Origin of the sequence: Polaribacter sp. IC066, from assembly GCF_007997085.1 — a bacterium.
Lineage (GTDB): Bacteria > Bacteroidota > Bacteroidia > Flavobacteriales > Flavobacteriaceae > Polaribacter.
This window is the reverse complement of record NZ_VORR01000046.1, coordinates 1-16,426: the sequence shown is the minus strand read 5'-3', so window position 1 is coordinate 16,426 and position 16,426 is coordinate 1. Positions and strand designations below refer to the sequence as shown.

General features: G+C 31.2%; 12 protein-coding genes and 1 pseudogene. 6 read left to right on the top strand and 7 right to left on the bottom strand.

Annotated features, from left to right (window positions below; genetic code table 11):
- Window positions 1–6: 6 nt before the first annotated feature.
- The 3 genes from ES044_RS14140 (at window position 7) to pncB (ending at window position 4,177) form a co-directional block, all read left to right on the top strand.
- The gene (locus ES044_RS14140; protein ID WP_147119986.1) at window positions 7–1,320 is read left to right on the top strand and encodes a M20/M25/M40 family metallo-hydrolase; all 1,314 of its coding nucleotides are present in this window, start codon (window positions 7–9) and stop codon (window positions 1,318–1,320) included.
- Between the two features lie 97 nt (window positions 1,321–1,417).
- On the top strand, window positions 1,418–2,698 hold the full coding sequence (locus tag ES044_RS14135; protein ID WP_223269215.1) for a T9SS type A sorting domain-containing protein: 1,281 nt from the start codon (window positions 1,418–1,420) through the stop codon (window positions 2,696–2,698).
- A 300-nt stretch (window positions 2,699–2,998) separates the two neighbouring features.
- Entirely contained in the window at window positions 2,999–4,177 is a 1,179-nt protein-coding gene (pncB, locus tag ES044_RS14130; RefSeq protein ID WP_147119984.1) for a nicotinate phosphoribosyltransferase, read from the top strand.
- A gap of 608 nt (window positions 4,178–4,785) precedes the next feature.
- On the opposite strand, the gene ES044_RS14125 is transcribed toward pncB, so the two are convergent.
- From ES044_RS14125 to ES044_RS14105, 5 genes are all read right to left on the bottom strand, one after another.
- The gene (locus tag ES044_RS14125; protein ID WP_147119983.1) at window positions 4,786–6,114 is read right to left on the bottom strand and encodes a sigma-54-dependent transcriptional regulator; all 1,329 of its coding nucleotides are present in this window, start codon (window positions 6,112–6,114) and stop codon (window positions 4,786–4,788) included.
- A 10-nt stretch (window positions 6,115–6,124) separates the two neighbouring features.
- On the bottom strand, window positions 6,125–7,219 hold the full coding sequence (locus tag ES044_RS14120) for a sensor histidine kinase (protein WP_147119982.1): 1,095 nt from the start codon (window positions 7,217–7,219) through the stop codon (window positions 6,125–6,127).
- The gene (locus ES044_RS14115) at window positions 7,212–7,820 is read right to left on the bottom strand and encodes a hypothetical protein (protein ID WP_147119981.1); all 609 of its coding nucleotides are present in this window, start codon (window positions 7,818–7,820) and stop codon (window positions 7,212–7,214) included. Before ES044_RS14115 ends, ES044_RS14120 begins: the two co-directional genes overlap by 8 nt.
- 244 nt (window positions 7,821–8,064) lie before the next feature.
- Window positions 8,065–9,072, bottom strand: coding sequence for a UDP-N-acetylmuramate dehydrogenase (gene murB / locus ES044_RS14110; RefSeq protein ID WP_147119980.1), 1,008 nt, complete (start codon window positions 9,070–9,072; stop codon window positions 8,065–8,067).
- A gap of 65 nt (window positions 9,073–9,137) precedes the next feature.
- A complete protein-coding gene (locus ES044_RS14105) occupies window positions 9,138–10,328 on the bottom strand; it encodes a pyridoxal phosphate-dependent aminotransferase (protein WP_147119979.1) in 1,191 nt (396 codons plus the stop codon).
- Between the two features lie 197 nt (window positions 10,329–10,525).
- Here ES044_RS14105 and ES044_RS14100 point away from each other — a divergent pair, with 197 nt between their 5' ends.
- Window positions 10,526–11,824, top strand: a complete 1,299-nt coding sequence (locus ES044_RS14100; RefSeq protein ID WP_147119978.1) for an aspartyl protease family protein — start codon at window positions 10,526–10,528, stop codon at window positions 11,822–11,824.
- Here the strand turns inward: ES044_RS14100 and ES044_RS14095 are convergent.
- Window positions 11,821–12,225 carry a DUF1573 domain-containing protein gene (locus ES044_RS14095; RefSeq protein ID WP_147119977.1) on the bottom strand — a complete coding sequence of 135 codons (405 nt, stop codon included), beginning with the start codon at window positions 12,223–12,225 and terminating at the stop codon, window positions 11,821–11,823. The two genes, ES044_RS14100 and ES044_RS14095, sit on opposite strands and share 4 nt — an antisense overlap.
- Before the next feature lie 123 nt (window positions 12,226–12,348).
- Here ES044_RS14095 and ES044_RS14090 point away from each other — a divergent pair, with 123 nt between their 5' ends.
- Complete coding sequence (locus ES044_RS14090) at window positions 12,349–14,985, top strand: valine--tRNA ligase (RefSeq protein ID WP_147187317.1); 2,637 nt, start codon at window positions 12,349–12,351, stop codon at window positions 14,983–14,985.
- Between the two features lie 133 nt (window positions 14,986–15,118).
- Here ES044_RS14090 and ES044_RS14085 read toward each other — a convergent pair whose 3' ends face one another.
- The gene (locus ES044_RS14085; protein ID WP_147119975.1) at window positions 15,119–15,568 is read right to left on the bottom strand and encodes a hypothetical protein; all 450 of its coding nucleotides are present in this window, start codon (window positions 15,566–15,568) and stop codon (window positions 15,119–15,121) included.
- 381 nt (window positions 15,569–15,949) lie between these two features.
- On the opposite strand from ES044_RS14085, the pseudogene tnpA reads away from it, so the two are divergent.
- Window positions 15,950–16,303, top strand: a pseudogene (gene tnpA / locus ES044_RS14080) (IS200/IS605 family transposase); the annotation flags it as partial.
- Window positions 16,304–16,426: the final 123 nt, after the last annotated feature.

Sequence of the window (16,426 nt, the reverse complement as noted above, 5' to 3'; positions counted from 1 at the left end):
CTTTTTATGTTCACATTTAAAAAAATATCTTTTTTACTATTCTTATGTTTTTCAACGCTTGTTTTTTCTCAACAAAACCGCACAGAAAAACGACTTGTTAAATCGGTAGATAAAAATATAGATGAAGCTATTGTATTGCTAAAAAAAGCCATAAATATCAATAGCGGAACAATGAATTTTAAAGGTGTTATTAAAGTTGGTGAACTTTTTAAAACGGAATTAGATGCCTTGGGTTTTGAAACCAAATTAACTTCTGGCAAATCCTATAATAGAGCAGGACATTTAATTGCAATTCATAAAGGAAATAATAAAGGGCCAAAAATTTTAATGATTGGCCATTTAGATACTGTTTTTGAAGAAGATAGTCCGTTGCAAGAATACACCATGGTAAATGATTCTATTATGAAAGGACCCGGTGTTGCAGATATGAAAGGTGGCGATGTAATTATTATTTTAGCAATGAAAGCTTTAAAAGAAGCTGGACTTTTAGAGGACGCATCCATTGAAATTATTATGACAGGTGATGAGGAAAAAAGCGGAGATCCCATTGAATTGTCAAAGAAAGATTTAATAGATGCCGCTAAAAGAGCAGACATTGCTTTAGGTTTTGAAAACGGAGATAATAGAACAGAAACCATTGTGGTTTCTAGAAGAGGTTCTGCAGGTTGGAAACTTACCGTCACAGGAAACCCAGCACACTCCTCACAAATATTTACGAAAGATATAGGAGCAGGAGCCATTTATGAAACATCAAGAATTTTAAATGAGTTTTATCTTCAACTATCAAACGAAAAAGATTTAACCTTTAATCCTGGCTTTATTTTAGGCGGTACTAGTTTAGAAATTGATGCAGATGAAACTGGCGGAACAACTTTTGGTAAAAATAATGTAGTGGCTCAAACGGCTGTTGTTCATGGTGATTTAAGAGCAGTTTCTCCAAAGCAATTAGAAAAAGCAAAAGAAACGATGCTGAAAATCATCAACAATAACTATCCGAATACAACTGCAAAAATTGTTTTTGGAAAAGGAGCATATCCGCCTTTGGCGAAAACAAAAGGAAATCTAGCGTTATTAGAACAGTATAATTTGGTGAGTCAAGATTTAGGTTTTGGCAAAGTTGAAGCTGTAAATCCTAGAAATGCAGGTGCTGCAGACATTTCTTTTACTTCTGGTTATGTAGCTATGGCAATTGATGGTTTAGGTTTAACGGGTGGTTCTGGAGATCACACTATAAACGAAACAGGAAATTTAAACTCGGTTGCACAAAAAGCGAAAATTACAGCAGTTTTAATGTACCGATTATTAAAGGCTAAAAAATAAATTAGGTTAAAAATTTATTAACGTATGTTTAGTTGAGCGCATTTGAAACCTAATTAGTCTTATAAATTTTGATTCATATCTCAAAAATTAAATCATAATGAAAAAAATTACTTTACTACTATTATTTATAGTTCAACTTTCTTTTTCTCAAAATTATGTTGAATACCAAACAGGAAGTTCTAAAGACGTAAAAACAAATCATAAAGCTGGTGTTTGCTTAATGGGTGGAAGAACAGAGCAAAGCGATGCTATGAAATGGTTTTTAAATCAGACTGATGGTGGAGATGTTGTGGTGTTAAGAGCTTCTGGAAGTGATGGATATAACGATTATTTTTATTCAGATTTAGGCGTAACCATAAATTCTGTAACCACTTTTGTAATTAACAATGTTGCGGGAGCAACAGATTCGTATGTGTTAGAAAAAATAGCAGATGCCGAAGCAATTTGGTTTGCTGGCGGAGATCAGTATGATTATGTACGTTTTTTTAAAGACAATGAAATGGAAACTGCGTTAAATGATTTTATTAACTCTAAAAAAGGTGTTATTGGCGGAACAAGTGCAGGAATGGCAATTTTAGGAAGCTCTTATTTTTCTGCGGAAAACGGAACCGTTACAAGCGCGGTGGCGCAGGGAAATCCTTATCATCCAAGAGTTACTTTGGGGCATGATGATTTTTTGAAAATCCCATTTATGGAAGATGTAATTACCGATACACATTATGATGAACGCGATCAAAACGGAAGACATACTGTTTTTTTAGCACGTTTTGTAAAAGACAATAATAAACGTGGTTTTGGTATTGCTGCGAATGAATATACCGCAATTTGTGTTGGCGAAGATGGCAAAGCATATGTATACGGAGAACACCCAAAATATGACGAATATGCATATTTCTTGCAAGTAAATTGTACTACAAATTATGCGCCTGAAACTATTTCAGCGGGCAATGTTTTAGATTGGAATAGAGGAGGAGAAGCCGTAAAAGTATATAAAGTTCCCGGAACAGAAAGTGGTGTAAACTATTTTGATTTAAATAATTGGGAAACGGGAAGCGGTGGCGTTTGGCAAAATTGGTCTGTGAGCAACGGAATATTTGCAAGAGTATCAGGAACAAACCCACAATGTGGTACTTTAGCTATTGAAGATAATGTAGGTTTTGTGGCAAAAGTGTATCCAAATCCGTTTTGGGAAAGCATTCAAATAGAGGCTTTAGAAAAAATAACGGCAATTAATTTATATGATATCAATGGGAAATTAATTCCTGTTGTTTTAGATAAAAATAACACCATATCGACTGCTTCTTTAAGTAGCGGAATTTATTATTTAAAATTAAAATCTGCATTAAAAACGCAGACTTTAAAAGTTGTTAAACAGTAATTTTTTTATTTTTTAATTTCATTATTCGAGATACATAATTTATTTAGTGCAACTCAATTTTGAAAAATAGCGAAGTAATCTTGGGTCTTTTATCCGACAAGAATGAATAAGAATGGCTTTTTTATTACTCTTATTAAATAGAAAGCCCATGCCACCGGCATTGTTTTTAAATAAACTTTAAAAAAGTAATGGAAGTTGGTGTTTCTTTAAACCAAACATTATTAACCCAGCATCAACACCTCAATGCCCACTATTTTGCAACATATTTGTTATATTTGTGTATCATCAAAATATAAATACATGAATCAAGAAGTAGGAATTATAAAATCTATACTAGATAATGACTTATATAAATTCACGCAACAACAGGCCGTTGTTGAATTATTCCAAAGAGAATATGTTACGTACGATTTCATCAACAGGGGAAAAACAGCATTTCCTGATGGATTTGACTTTAAACTTCGACAGGAACTTAAAAAGATGGAATCATTATCTTTGCAAAAATCAGAAGCTAACTTCCTTACAAAAAAGTGCGGAGGATATTTAAAACCTACATACATCGACTTGCTAAAATCATATCGTTATGATTCGTCTGAAATAGAAATTACCCAAAACGGCGGAGAACTTACTTTAACGATTACAGGCTACTGGTATAAAACAATTCTGTGGGAAGTACCTCTTTTGGCAATAGTTTCAGAACTTTATTTTCAAATTACGGGCGAGCCAATACATAGTCGTGAAAAAAGATTAAAAAACAATATTGAGAAGGGTACCAAGTTTTATAAAAATGATGTTAAGGTTGCTGATTTTGGAACCCGAAGAAGATACTCTTACGCCAATCATTTGGAAGTAGTGCAAGATTTACTTTCAGTTTTTGATAATGACACTCATTTTATGGTAGGAACTTCCAATGTTCATATTGCAATGGTAACAGATATCAAACCAATAGGAACTCACGCTCATGAGTGGATTAGCGGAATTGCTGCTCTAAAAGGATATAGTTATGCTAATAAAAATATGATGGATGATTGGGTTAAAGTATATCAAGGCGAACTTGGCATAGCCCTTACAGACACTTTTGGTCTTGATGCTTTTCTTAAAGATTTTAATACGTTTTATGCAAAATTATACGACGGTGTTCGGCATGATTCTGGAAACCCATTTCAGTTTACGGAAAAAATTGTAGCTCATTATAAACACCTTGGAATTGACCCAACCTCTAAAACAATAGTATTTTCTGACGGACTTAATGTAGACTTAGCCATAGAATTAAAAAAATACTGCAAAAATATTGGAATTAAGTGTTCTTTTGGAATCGGTACACATTTAACAAATGACTTAGGCATAAAGGCTTTGAATATCGTAATTAAGATGGTTTCTATAAATGATAGACACGTAGTAAAATTAAGTGATGTAAAAGAGAAGCATACTGGAGATTTAGAGACCATAGAATTAGCGAAACGAATGGTTAACTATTAAAATTTTGCAGGTATCTAAAGAGCAAAACTTTTACTTTAAAATTAGTCAAGGTTAAGACGCATCTACAATTTGAAATCTACATGAAGAAAACGGAGTATTTACATATCAAATTTCAGCTAGGCCTAATCAGGGATTTTCTAGCGATTTCTTTTTCTTGTACCCTTTTACTCCGATAAAAACTGAAATTAACAGCATGGTTGGCATAGCCACTTCCCAGTGGGACAAGAAAAATAGGCGTAAACCATTAGACCTAGAGCAAATCCGCTTGTCCAAAAGAGAATATTGTGAGATTTCAACATAGAATAAGAAATTAATTTAACGAATGATTTTAGAGATAAAGCAAAGTATCAAGTATTTTTAATTTACATGTTTTGTAAAGATGATTTTTTAAAAAAAATAAAATTAATTTTAATTTGCAATACAAAAAAAAATGATTCTACAAAAAAACTAATTTCAACTCTGTAATGTTTAAAAAGAGAAAAGGTATATTCAAGAGCGTCTATTTTTGATGTATCGTTTTTATGAGTTTATAAATTCTATATTCTATAAGCATAAAGAATAACAACTTAATTTTCTAATTTTAGCAGATTGGATTTAAATGTAACAACTTAATTTTCTAATTTTTGGCGCAATGTTTTGCGTGTAATTCCTAAAATCTCTGCGGCTTTTGTTTTATTATTATTGGTCGCATTTAAAATTTTGATGACGTGACGTTTTTCTATTTCTTTTAGAGAAACTAATTCATCATTAGGGAAATCGATATTAAATTTTAAAGTATCAGGAAGGTGTTTTATCTCTATTACTTTATCGCACATAATTACGGCTCTTTGAATAACATTCTCTAACTCTCTAATGTTACCTGGCCAATGGTAACGTTCTAAAACTTTAGAGGCTTCTGGGGCTATTTTTATAAAACGGTCTTTGTATTCGATGCCATATTTGTGAAGAAATTTTTCTACCAATAACGGAATGTCTTCTTTTCGATCTCTTAAAGGTGCTACATCAATTTCTACCACGGTAAGTCTGTAATATAAATCTTCTCTAAACGTATCGTTTTTAATCATTTCTCGAAGATTGCTATTGGTTGCCGTTACAATTCTTACATCAATTTTTTCTGGTTTTTGAGCACCAACTTTTACAACTTCTTTTTCCTGTAAAACTCGTAATAATCTAGATTGTACAGATCTGGGAGCATTGCCAATTTCATCTAAAAAAATAGTACCTCCGTTTGCAGCTTGAAAATAGCCTTCCCTTACTTTATCTGCGCCCGTAAATGCTCCTTTTGTATAGCCAAATAATTCTGCTTCTATTAAATTTTCTGGAATGCCACCGCAGTTCACGGCAATAAAAGGAGCTCTAGAATATTTACCTTGATAGTGAATAGCGCGCGCAACTAATTCTTTTCCTGTGCCACTTTCTCCTTTTATAAAAACGGTGGCTTTATTGTTTTTTACTTTTTCAATTATTTGAATAACATGATTAATTTTTTCTGAATTACCAATAATTTCTCCGTAGGTACTTTTATTATTTTGACTTGAATTTGACGAATTTATAGCAAGTTGTTTTTTTGAATTGATAGATTTATCCACAGCAACTATTAATTCGTCTTTAGTAAATGGTTTTGTTAAATAATCTACCACACCAGATTTTATAGCTGCCAAAGAATCTTGCACAGAAGGAAACCCTGTAACAATTAGTTTAGGTATTTCTGGGTAATTTTCAGAAACAAACTTAATTAACTCAAAGCCATCTATTTCTGGCATTTTTAAGTCTGTTATTAACAAATCTATTTGCGTATCTCTCAAGATTTCTACGGCTTCTTTTACTGAAATAGCTTTGTAAACATGATAATTAAACGATTGTAAATGGCGTTGTAAAAGTTCTAGAATATGAATATCATCATCTACTGCTAAAATATTTTCTTGACGTAATTGCATATTCTTCGAATTAATTTTTAGGAAGTATTACTGTAAAAACAGCACCTTTATGAATATTATTTTTTGCACTTATATTTCCTTTATGAGAAGACACAATGCCATGAACAACGCTTAACCCCAAACCAGCACCATCACCAATTGGTTTGGTTGAAAAAAAAGGTTGAAAAATTTTAGGCAAGTCCTCCTTTATAAATCCTTTGCCTTCGTCAGAAATTTTTAAAACGATATTCTTTTTTGTTTCACTCGCTTGTATCGTGACCAAACCATTTTTTGGAGAAAAATAAATAGCATTCATTAAAAGGTTAAAAAGAATTTGAGTTATTTGCACAGAATCTGCTTTAAGCCAAAGATCTTCACCTTTTATATTTATAATGGGCTTCACGTTTTCTTTTCTAAAGGTAGCATCTAATAACTTAATCGCATTTCTTATAACGGGTACAAAATTTATAAGTTGCATTTCTTGTGGCATTTTACAAGAAAAAAACATTAGTTTTTTTACAACTTCTCTAGAATAAATGGCATTGTCTATAATTTTATCGATGTCACCATTTTTTTCATTTAGCGAACCTTTTAAAGAGTCTTTTAAGAGTTCTGCAAATCCTAAAATATTAGCCAAAGGTGTGTTTAATTCGTGAGCTATGCCAGCGGTTATTTCTCCAACAATGCTTAAACGATCTGCATGTTCCATTTGGCGTTTTAATGAAGTTTCATTTTGCTGAATGGCAACGCGCTCTAAAAAACCACCAACTTTTATCGCAATATTGTCTATTAATAACTGCTCTTCGTGTAAGAAGTCTTTTAAGGTATATTTATGGGGGTCAAGACAGACAAAAAGCGTTCCTTTTAACTCTTTAAAAACGGTGATATTTGCGTTGATGCTAATACTTTTATTGATCGTTTCTGTGGTCGAAATATTATATATTTCTGTATTAATGGTCATATTTGTGTCTAAAGGAAATTGAAATCCCTTTTTTAAACTAAATAAAATATTATTTAAAGTATCTTCAATAAAATCAGCACTTGCATCACCAATTATAGAAGAAATCTCATACAAACAAGTTAATTCTTTTATCCGTTCTTTTAAGGCCGCTTCTGTCTTAATCATTAATTACGTTGGTTTTTGACTTTTTTACTCGGTAAAATATAGTAAACTGGAGTAACAATCCTATAAAGATTATAAAACCGATCTCAAAGTTAGACATTAAGTTATTTGTATCTAAAGATTTTTGAGCAAAACTTGTTAAATTTTTGCTTTCAGAAATCTGAATTTCTGACAACTTAATTAAATCTGCCTTAATGATGTTTAAATTATGGATGATTGCTTTTTTATTTAAAGTACTTTTAGAGACTTCTTTTTCTGATGCAGTTAGTGTTTCAAAATTTTCTTGTAACCTCTTAAAAATTTCTGCTTCTTTATACGTTAGTTTTGTTTCAGCAAAGTTTTCGATTAGCGAATAGAATTCTGTATTTAAGGTATTATTTACAAGACTTTCATCTATTAAACGAAGTTGTTTTTTATAAACAATAGTATTCATTTTAAAGATAAAATCTTGGGCAACAACTCTATCTGTGTGTAAAGTAGTTACTGCATTTTGTACCGTATTAAAATGGTTTTTATCAATTCTATTCGTCGCAAAAACCAATAGTAGCACAATAGTTAGTGCGAATCCTATATTTATTCTGTTGTAGATGGTCACATTCTTCATTTTTTAAAGTTATTTAAATCAAACAATTTCTTACAAATTATATGCCTTAAATAACACGAGTAATTAAATATCTAAAAAACAAATATTTATCTTTTTTTTTCAAAACACGATTGCATATGGTTTACTCGTTCGGGTATTTTTTACTCGCTTTTACGGTATAAGAAGCATTATTTTTTGAAATACTAGGTATAATATATATCCAGATTCTTTGCCAAAGTATAAAAATGTTGTGCAATGGTTGTATTTAAATAATATTCACTTCAATTTCTAAATAAATATTAAATGTATCCAAAATAGCTTTTTGAATTTTTTGTGCCAATTGATAAATTTCTTTTCCAGAGGCATTGCCATAATTCACTAAAACAAGTGCTTGTTTTTCATGCACACCGCAGTCTCCAAATCGCTTTCCTTTAAAACCAGCTTGTTCAATTAACCAACCTGCCGGTATTTTAATTTCATTTTCTGCAACGGTATAACTCGGTATTTTTGGATGTTTTTTTTGAAGTTTTAAAAACTGATTTTTAGAAATTACAGGGTTTTTAAAAAAGCTACCACTATTTCCTATCTTTTTAGGATCTGGAAGTTTCGATTTTCTGATGGCAGTTACCGCATCAGAAATATTTTTTAAAGTAGGATTTTGTATGTCTTTTGATGCTAATTCAGTTTCAATAGCGCCATAAGAAGTATTTAATTGATGCTTGTTTTTTGTCAGTTTAAAACCAACGGAGGTAATTATATAGTTTCCTTTTACATCATTCTTAAAAATTGAATTTCTATACCCAAATTTACAGTCGGTATTAGAAAAGGAAACTAACTTCCCTGTTTCAATTTCAAGAGCTTCAACTTTAGTAATTGTATCTTTTACTTCTACGCCATAAGCGCCAATATTTTGAATAGGGCAAGTGCCCACATTACCAGGAATTAGTGCCAAGTTTTCGATTCCGCCATAATTTTGAGCTACGCACCACAGCACCAGATCATGCCAATTTTCGCCAGCATTTACAGTAATGTATGCAGTACTATCATCTTCCTTATCAATAGAAATTCCTTTGATATCGATATGTATCACTAGGTTTTCAATAGCTCTTGTGAGCAACATATTGCTTCCGCCAGAAATTAGAAAAATATCTTTTTCAATTTTTAAAAGTTGTTGTAATGAATAAACTCCATCAACAGAAATAAAACGTTTTGCAAGTACATCAATACCAAAAGTATTATAATTCTTGAGCGATATGTTTTGTTGAATTTCCATTTATTTTATACAACAAGGTTTCGAAGCAGTTTTAGATTCCGTTTCAAAACCTTGTAGGTTTAAAATTATTGTTTGTATTGTTTTAAAGCTGCAGCTAAAATTTCTACAGATTTAATCAAGTCTTTTTTATGCAATACATATGCCATTCTTATTTGGTTTTTTCCTTCGCCCGGCGTTGAGTAAAATCCGCTTGCGGGTGCAACCATAACTGTTTCGTTATGATAGTTAAATTCCTCTAGAATCCATTGTGCAAAATGATCTGTATCTTTAACTGGTAATTCTGCAACGCAATAAAAAGCACCATTCGGTTTTGCAACTTTAACACCTTCTATTTTTTCTAATTCGGTAATTAACGTATTTCTTCTGTCTACATATTCAGCTTTTACATCATCAAAATAACTTTGTGGCGTATCTAAAGCCGCCTCACTTGCAATTAATGCATAGGTTGGCGGACTTAATCTTGCCTGTGCAAATTTGATGGCTGTTTTAATAAAAGCATCATTTTTCGAAACAATACAACCTATTCTTGCGCCACACATACTATAACGTTTAGAAACAGAATCGATTACAATTGCGTTTTCATCTGCACCCTCTAAAGACATTACAGAAGTATGTTCTAAACCATCATACGCAAATTCTCTATAGACTTCATCGGCAATTAAAAACAAATCATGTTTTAAAACAATTTGCTTTAATTTTTCAATTTCTTCTTTCGAGTATAAATAACCCGTGGGGTTTCCTGGATTACAAATTAAAATTGCTTTTGTTTTTTTGGTGATAAGTTTCTCAAACTCTTCTATTTTTGGTAAAGCAAAATTATCTTCAATTTTAGAGATTACGGGCACAACTGTAACGCCAGATGCTTTTGAGAATCCGTTATAATTAGCATAAAATGGTTCTGGAATGATCATTTCATCACCCGGATCTGTAATACTACCAATGGTAAACATTAAGGCTTCAGAACCCCCAGTGGTTACAACAATATTATCTTTGGTAACAGGAATATTATTTTTTACGTAATATTTTGCAAGTTTAGTTCTATATTCATCAGAGCCTTCAGAACGCTCGTAAGAAAGCGTTTCGATGGTGTTGTTTTTAACAGCATCTAAAGCAATTTGTGGTGTTTTAATGTCTGGCTGACCAATATTTAGATGATATACTTTAACCCCTCTTTTTTTTGCATCTTCTGCGTAAGGCACCAATTTTCTAATTGGCGATTCTGGCATTTGGTTTCCTTTTTTAGATATTGACGGCATAAATTTTATTTAGCTAAATTAACTACAAATTTGCGAATTTTTTTTTACATCTGCGTTTTAATTCATGAATCTTTAAAGGTTAAAAATTTATTAAAAAAAGAAAAGACAAAATCTTAATTTGTATCTTCATAATTGTTGTTATTAAACCATAAATCTTGAAGAGTATTCTTTTAATTCTTATCTTTCTTAATCTTGCTATGTCTAAAGATGTAAATGCGCAAGAGGGTTTTCATTTTTTTGATCAAACTGAAAAAAGACACCGTGTAAATTTTAGGTTGATACATAATTTAATCATTATTCCTGTAGAAATTAATAACCAAAAACTGTCCTTTATCTTAGATTCTGGCGTGAGTAAAACAATTCTTTTTAATATTTCTCAAAATGATAGTATTGGTTTAAAGGATGTTAAAAAAGTTCAATTACGCGGACTGGGAAAAGGTGAACCCGTGGCGGCTTTAATTTCTGAAAATAATATAGTATCTATTAAAAATATAGGAAGTAGTTCTGAAACTATTTATGTTATTTTAAAAGATAATTTTGATTTGTCTAGTAAAATGGGCATTACCATTCATGGTATCATTGGGTATAATATTTTAAAGAATTTTGTAGTTAAAGTAAATTACAATTCTAAAAAAATTGATTTCTATAATACTAAAAAATACAGTTTAAAAAAGTGTAGAAAGTGCGAAATATTCCCAATTGAATTCTATCGAAAAAAACCTTATTTAGAAGCTAAAGTGCAATTAGATACGATTGGTAATGAAACAACAAAAGTAAAATTATTAATAGACTCTGGTGGTAGTGATGCTTTGTGGCTTTTTGAAGGATCAAAAGAAAATATTAAAACACCAATTCGTTTTTTTAATGATATTTTGGGCGAAGGTTTAAGTGGCACTATATACGGCAATCGAAGTAGAATACCCAAAGTAACGCTCGGTAGCTTTGAGATTATAAAACCAACGGTGTCTTTTTTAGATTCAATTTCTTCAAAACACGCCAGATTATTTACAGAAAGGCATGGCAGTATTGGTGCGGGAATTTTAAAGAGGTTTAAAGTTTGGTTTGATTATTCTAATCGGCAAATTATGCTTCGTAAAAACGCATCGCTCACCAAAGAATTTAATTATAATATGAGTGGTTTAGAGATTGTTTATAGCGGTAAACAATTGGTTAAAGAAAAAGAAACACTAGCTGTGAAAGATGGGTATGAACAAAAATTAAGTACCAATAATTCGGTTAGTTTTATTACAAGTTTTTCTTATAAATTTAAACCAACTTTTAAAATTAGAACTGTTGTTAGTGCATCACCCGCAGAAAAAGCAGGTTTGTTAAAAGACGATATTTTACTAAAAATAAACGGTAAACCTGTGTACGAATACACTATAGCGCAAATTACGAGTAAATTTCAGACAAGAAATAAATCAAAAATAAAAATGATTATTGAAAGAGACGGAATAAAAATGAAATTTGAATTTAGATTAGAAAAAAAGATTTAACTATCAGAAAGCATACTTTTCTCCTTTTCTAAAGAAACACCTTCGCTCACAATACCCTTAATTCTAATTACTTTTCTAGCATTTTTTGCATTCGAAAAGATAGTAATAGATTTAGAAAAACCACCAACTCTTTTGGTATCATAAGAAACTTTAATTTCACCTTTTTCTCCTGGCATAATTGGTTTCTCTGGCTTTTTTGGCACTGTACAACCACAAGTAGATTGTATATTTTTATTAATTAAAGGTTCGTTACCAATATTGGTAAATACAAAAACTTTTTCACCATTGGCATTTTTGCTAATAGTACCATAATTAATTGTTTCTTTTTCAAACTTAAATTCTTGAGCATTAGTTGATATAGAAATAAAAAGAATCATTAATAAAGTTGCAAAAGTTTTCATAATTATTTGTTTATACGGTAAAAATAACGCTAATATTTTGTTTTAAAAAATCGACAGCTAATTTTCTCCACAAAATAGAGTTTTGTATTTTTGCGAACTATATTTCAAAAATTATTCTAAAGTATGACAATTCCATCTAAATATGATGCAAGTAAGGTAGAAGATAAATGGTATGCTTACTGGATGAAAAATAATTATTTTCATTCAACGCCAGACGAAAGAGAGCCTTATACCATCGTAATTCCGCCACCAAATGTAACAGGCGTTTTGCACATGGGGCATATGCTGAACAATACGATTCAAGATGTTTTAATTAGACGTGCTCGTTTGTTGGGTAAAAATGCGTGTTGGGTTCCGGGAACAGATCATGCATCGATTGCTACAGAGGCAAAAGTAGTTGCAAAATTAAAAGAACAAGGCATTCGTAAAAGCGATTTAACACGTGAAGAGTTTTTACAACATGCATTTGATTGGAAAGATGAATATGGAGGCAAAATTTTAGAACAATTAAAGAAATTAGGTGCTTCTTGTGATTGGGAAAGAACTGCTTTTACAATGGATCCAGAAATGTCTGAATCTGTAATTAAGGTTTTTGTAGATTTATACAACAAAGGGTTGATTTACCGCGGATTTAGAATGGTCAATTGGGATCCTGAAGCGAAAACCACATTGTCTGATGAAGAAGTGATTCACGAAGAAAGACAAGGTAATTTATACTATTTAGAATATAAAATAGAAGGTTCAACAGATACATTAACAATTGCAACAACAAGACCAGAAACTATTTTTGGGGATACGGCAATTTGCATCAATCCTACGGATGAACGTTTTACACACCTAAAGGGAAAGAAGGCAATTGTGCCTTTATGCGGAAGAATTATTCCGATTATTGAGGATGAATATGTAGATGTAGAATTCGGAACAGGTTGTTTAAAAGTAACACCTGCGCATGATGAAAACGATAAGAATTTAGGAGATAAACATCAACTAGAAGTAATCGATATTTTTTATGATGATGCTTCTTTAAATTCCTTCGGATTGCATTATCAGGGCAAAGATCGTTTTGTAGTAAGAAAAGAAATTAGCAAAGAATTAAAAGAAAAAGGGTTTTTAGTGAAGACAGAAGTTCATACCAATAAAGTAGGAACATCAGAAAGAACAAAAGCAGTTATAGAGCCAAGATTGTCCGATCAATGGTTTCTAAAGATGAAAGATTTAGCAAAACCTGCAATTGATGCAGTTTTAGGGGAAGATGCTACAATTAATTTATATCCGAAGAAATTCGAAAACACCTATCGTCATTGGATGGAAAACGTTCGTGATTGGAATATTTCGCGTCAACTTTGGTGGGGACAACAAATTCCTGCGTATTTCTATGGAGACGGAAAAGAAGATTTTGTCGTTGCAGAAAATAGCGCAGATGCATTAGTTCTAGCAAAAGAGAAAACAGGAAATGCTTCGTTGTCTGCGTCTGACCTTAAACAAGATGAAGATGCATTAGATACATGGTTTTCTTCTTGGTTGTGGCCAATGAGTGTTTTTGACGGAATTAGAAACCCTGAAAACGAAGAAATTAAATACTATTACCCAACAAACGATTTAGTTACCGGACCCGATATTTTATTTTTCTGGGTGGCTAGAATGATTGTGGCAGGGTATGAATATAAAGGAGAAAAACCTTTTCAGAATGTTTATTTAACAGGATTAGTGAGAGATAAGCAAAGACGAAAAATGTCTAAATCTTTAGGGAATTCTCCAGATGCTTTAAAATTAATTGATGATTATGGAGCAGATGGGGTACGAGTTGGATTGCTGTTAAGTTCTGCTGCGGGTAATGATTTAATGTTTGAAGAAGATTTATGTCAGCAAGGAAAAGGATTTGCAAATAAAATTTGGAATGCTTTCCGTTTGATAAAAGGTTGGGAAGTAGATGCAAGTTTATCACAACCAAAAACTTCTAAAATTGGTTTAGAATGGTACGAAGCAAAGTTTCAAAAAGCGATAGCAGAAATAGAAGATCACTTTTCTAAATACCGTTTGTCTGATGCTTTAATGGCAATTTACAAATTGATTAATGATGATTTTTCTTCATGGTTATTAGAGATTGTAAAGCCAGCATATCAAAAGCCAATTGATAAAAATACCTTTGATGCAATTATTGAAGTTTTAGAAAATAATTTAAAAGTGTTACATCCATTTATGCCGTTTTTAACCGAGGAAATCTGGCAATATATTGCAGATAGAACTGCTGATGAAGCATTAATTATTGCAAAATATCCAATAATTAAAGAATATGATGCAAATATTATTGCTGACTTTGATTTTACTTCGGATGTAATTTCGGGAATAAGATCTATCCGAAAAGATAAAAATATTGCTTTTAAAGATGCCATTGAATTGTTTGTTATTGATTCTGAAAAAAACTCAAAAGAATTTGACGATGTAATTCAGAAATTAACAAATACAGCAACTATAACTGCAGTTTCAGAAAAGGTAGAAGGTGCATCTTTTAGAGTAAAATCTAATGAATACTTTGTGCCAATTTCTATTGAAAATATAGATGTTGAAGCTGAAATTATAAAATTAGAAGGCGAATTAAAAAGAGCGCAAGGTTTTTTATTCGGAATTTCAAAGAAGTTGTCTAATGAACGTTTTGTTTCTAATGCTCCAGAACAAGTACTTGCTTTAGAGCGCAAAAAAGAAGCGGATACTATTGCCAAAATTGAAACTATTAAAAGCAGTTTGGTGAGTTTAAAGTAACTTATTGCATTTTAAAAGTTTTTGTTTTGTTGAAGCTTTCACTAACAAAAGCCGTATATTTTTAAAACATAAATCCTTACTATTTAGAAAAAATTAGTAAGGATTTATGTTTTAAAAATATAGCTAGTTTGTTTTATGCAGTTGCTATAACTTTATCATGGTTTTTATAGAACTGCATCACGATAAAAGAACCAACGAAACAAGAGGCCATACCTTCTATAGCCAGTGTTATAACTATTTCTGCCAACGATAAGTTACCGCCAATCAAAAAAGAGTCGTTCATAATTGCTATAAAATCAGGGTTTATAAATGACATGTACCCGATAACACCAATGATTGAAAAAATTACAGCTAATGCAGATGTTTGCAGTCCTAGACCTAGATTTACAAGATAGTTGGTCTCTTTATTTTTTTCAATATTTGCTTTTATAACTTGGCGAATACCAATCAGCACAAAACCTAAATTTAGAAATCTTAAGTATGGATTTCCCTCTAACCCTACTAAACTAGAAAGTAGAAAAAAGGCACCAATCATTCCCATTATTAAAATTGCATGTTTGATAATTAGTTTTTTTTGACTCATTTTGTTTATGATTTTAAAGTTAGTTGTTAAACAAAAGTAATAAATATAGAGTAAAAAAGTCTTAAATAAATTGTAAAACTTTAAAAATAAGTTTTTTGTTCTCTGTTTTTCAGTGTTTTATGTTTTTAATTTGATTAGTATAATAGATAAAACAGATGTAATTTTACTATCTTTTAAAGCTCTGAAAACGTATATTTTATTAAAAATTTTTCGTTTTGAAATATGGCTTTAAATTAAGATTTATTTACACTGCTAATTTATAGACTATATTTGGTGCTCTAAGGTTTAGAGATAAATGTAATTTTATTGGTCCCAAAAATAGTTAAAACTATGCACTTTAGTGCATTTCGCTTTAGCTTCTAAAAACTTTATCTTTGTTTGATGTCAAATCAGCGAGTAAATGGTCATACAGTTTCTAGCTTAACGGTTCATATTGTTTGGAGTACAAAATATAGATATTGAGTATTAAGAGGAGATATCCAAAAAAGATGTAGAAAACTATTGATAGAGATTTGTGACTCTATGGATGTAGTAATTTTGAAAGGAGTAGTTTCAAAAGATCATATTCATATGCACGTTGAGTATCGCCCTTCTCAAGATATAAGTAGCTTGGTAAAAAAGTTAAAAGGAAGAACTTCTAGAAAAATTCAGCAAGAATTCCCAGAATTAAAAAAGAAGTATTGGGGCAGGCATTTTTGGGCAATTGGATTTGGATGTTGGAGTACAGGTAATATACTCATTACAAATAGGATCCCGAAAAATTAGGTTTAATAATTTGAAAATTATCTGTTAGGATATTTTTGAATTCCTCATTTTTCCAAGAGTGACTTTCTAAGAATTCGATTACCTTTTCTCTAA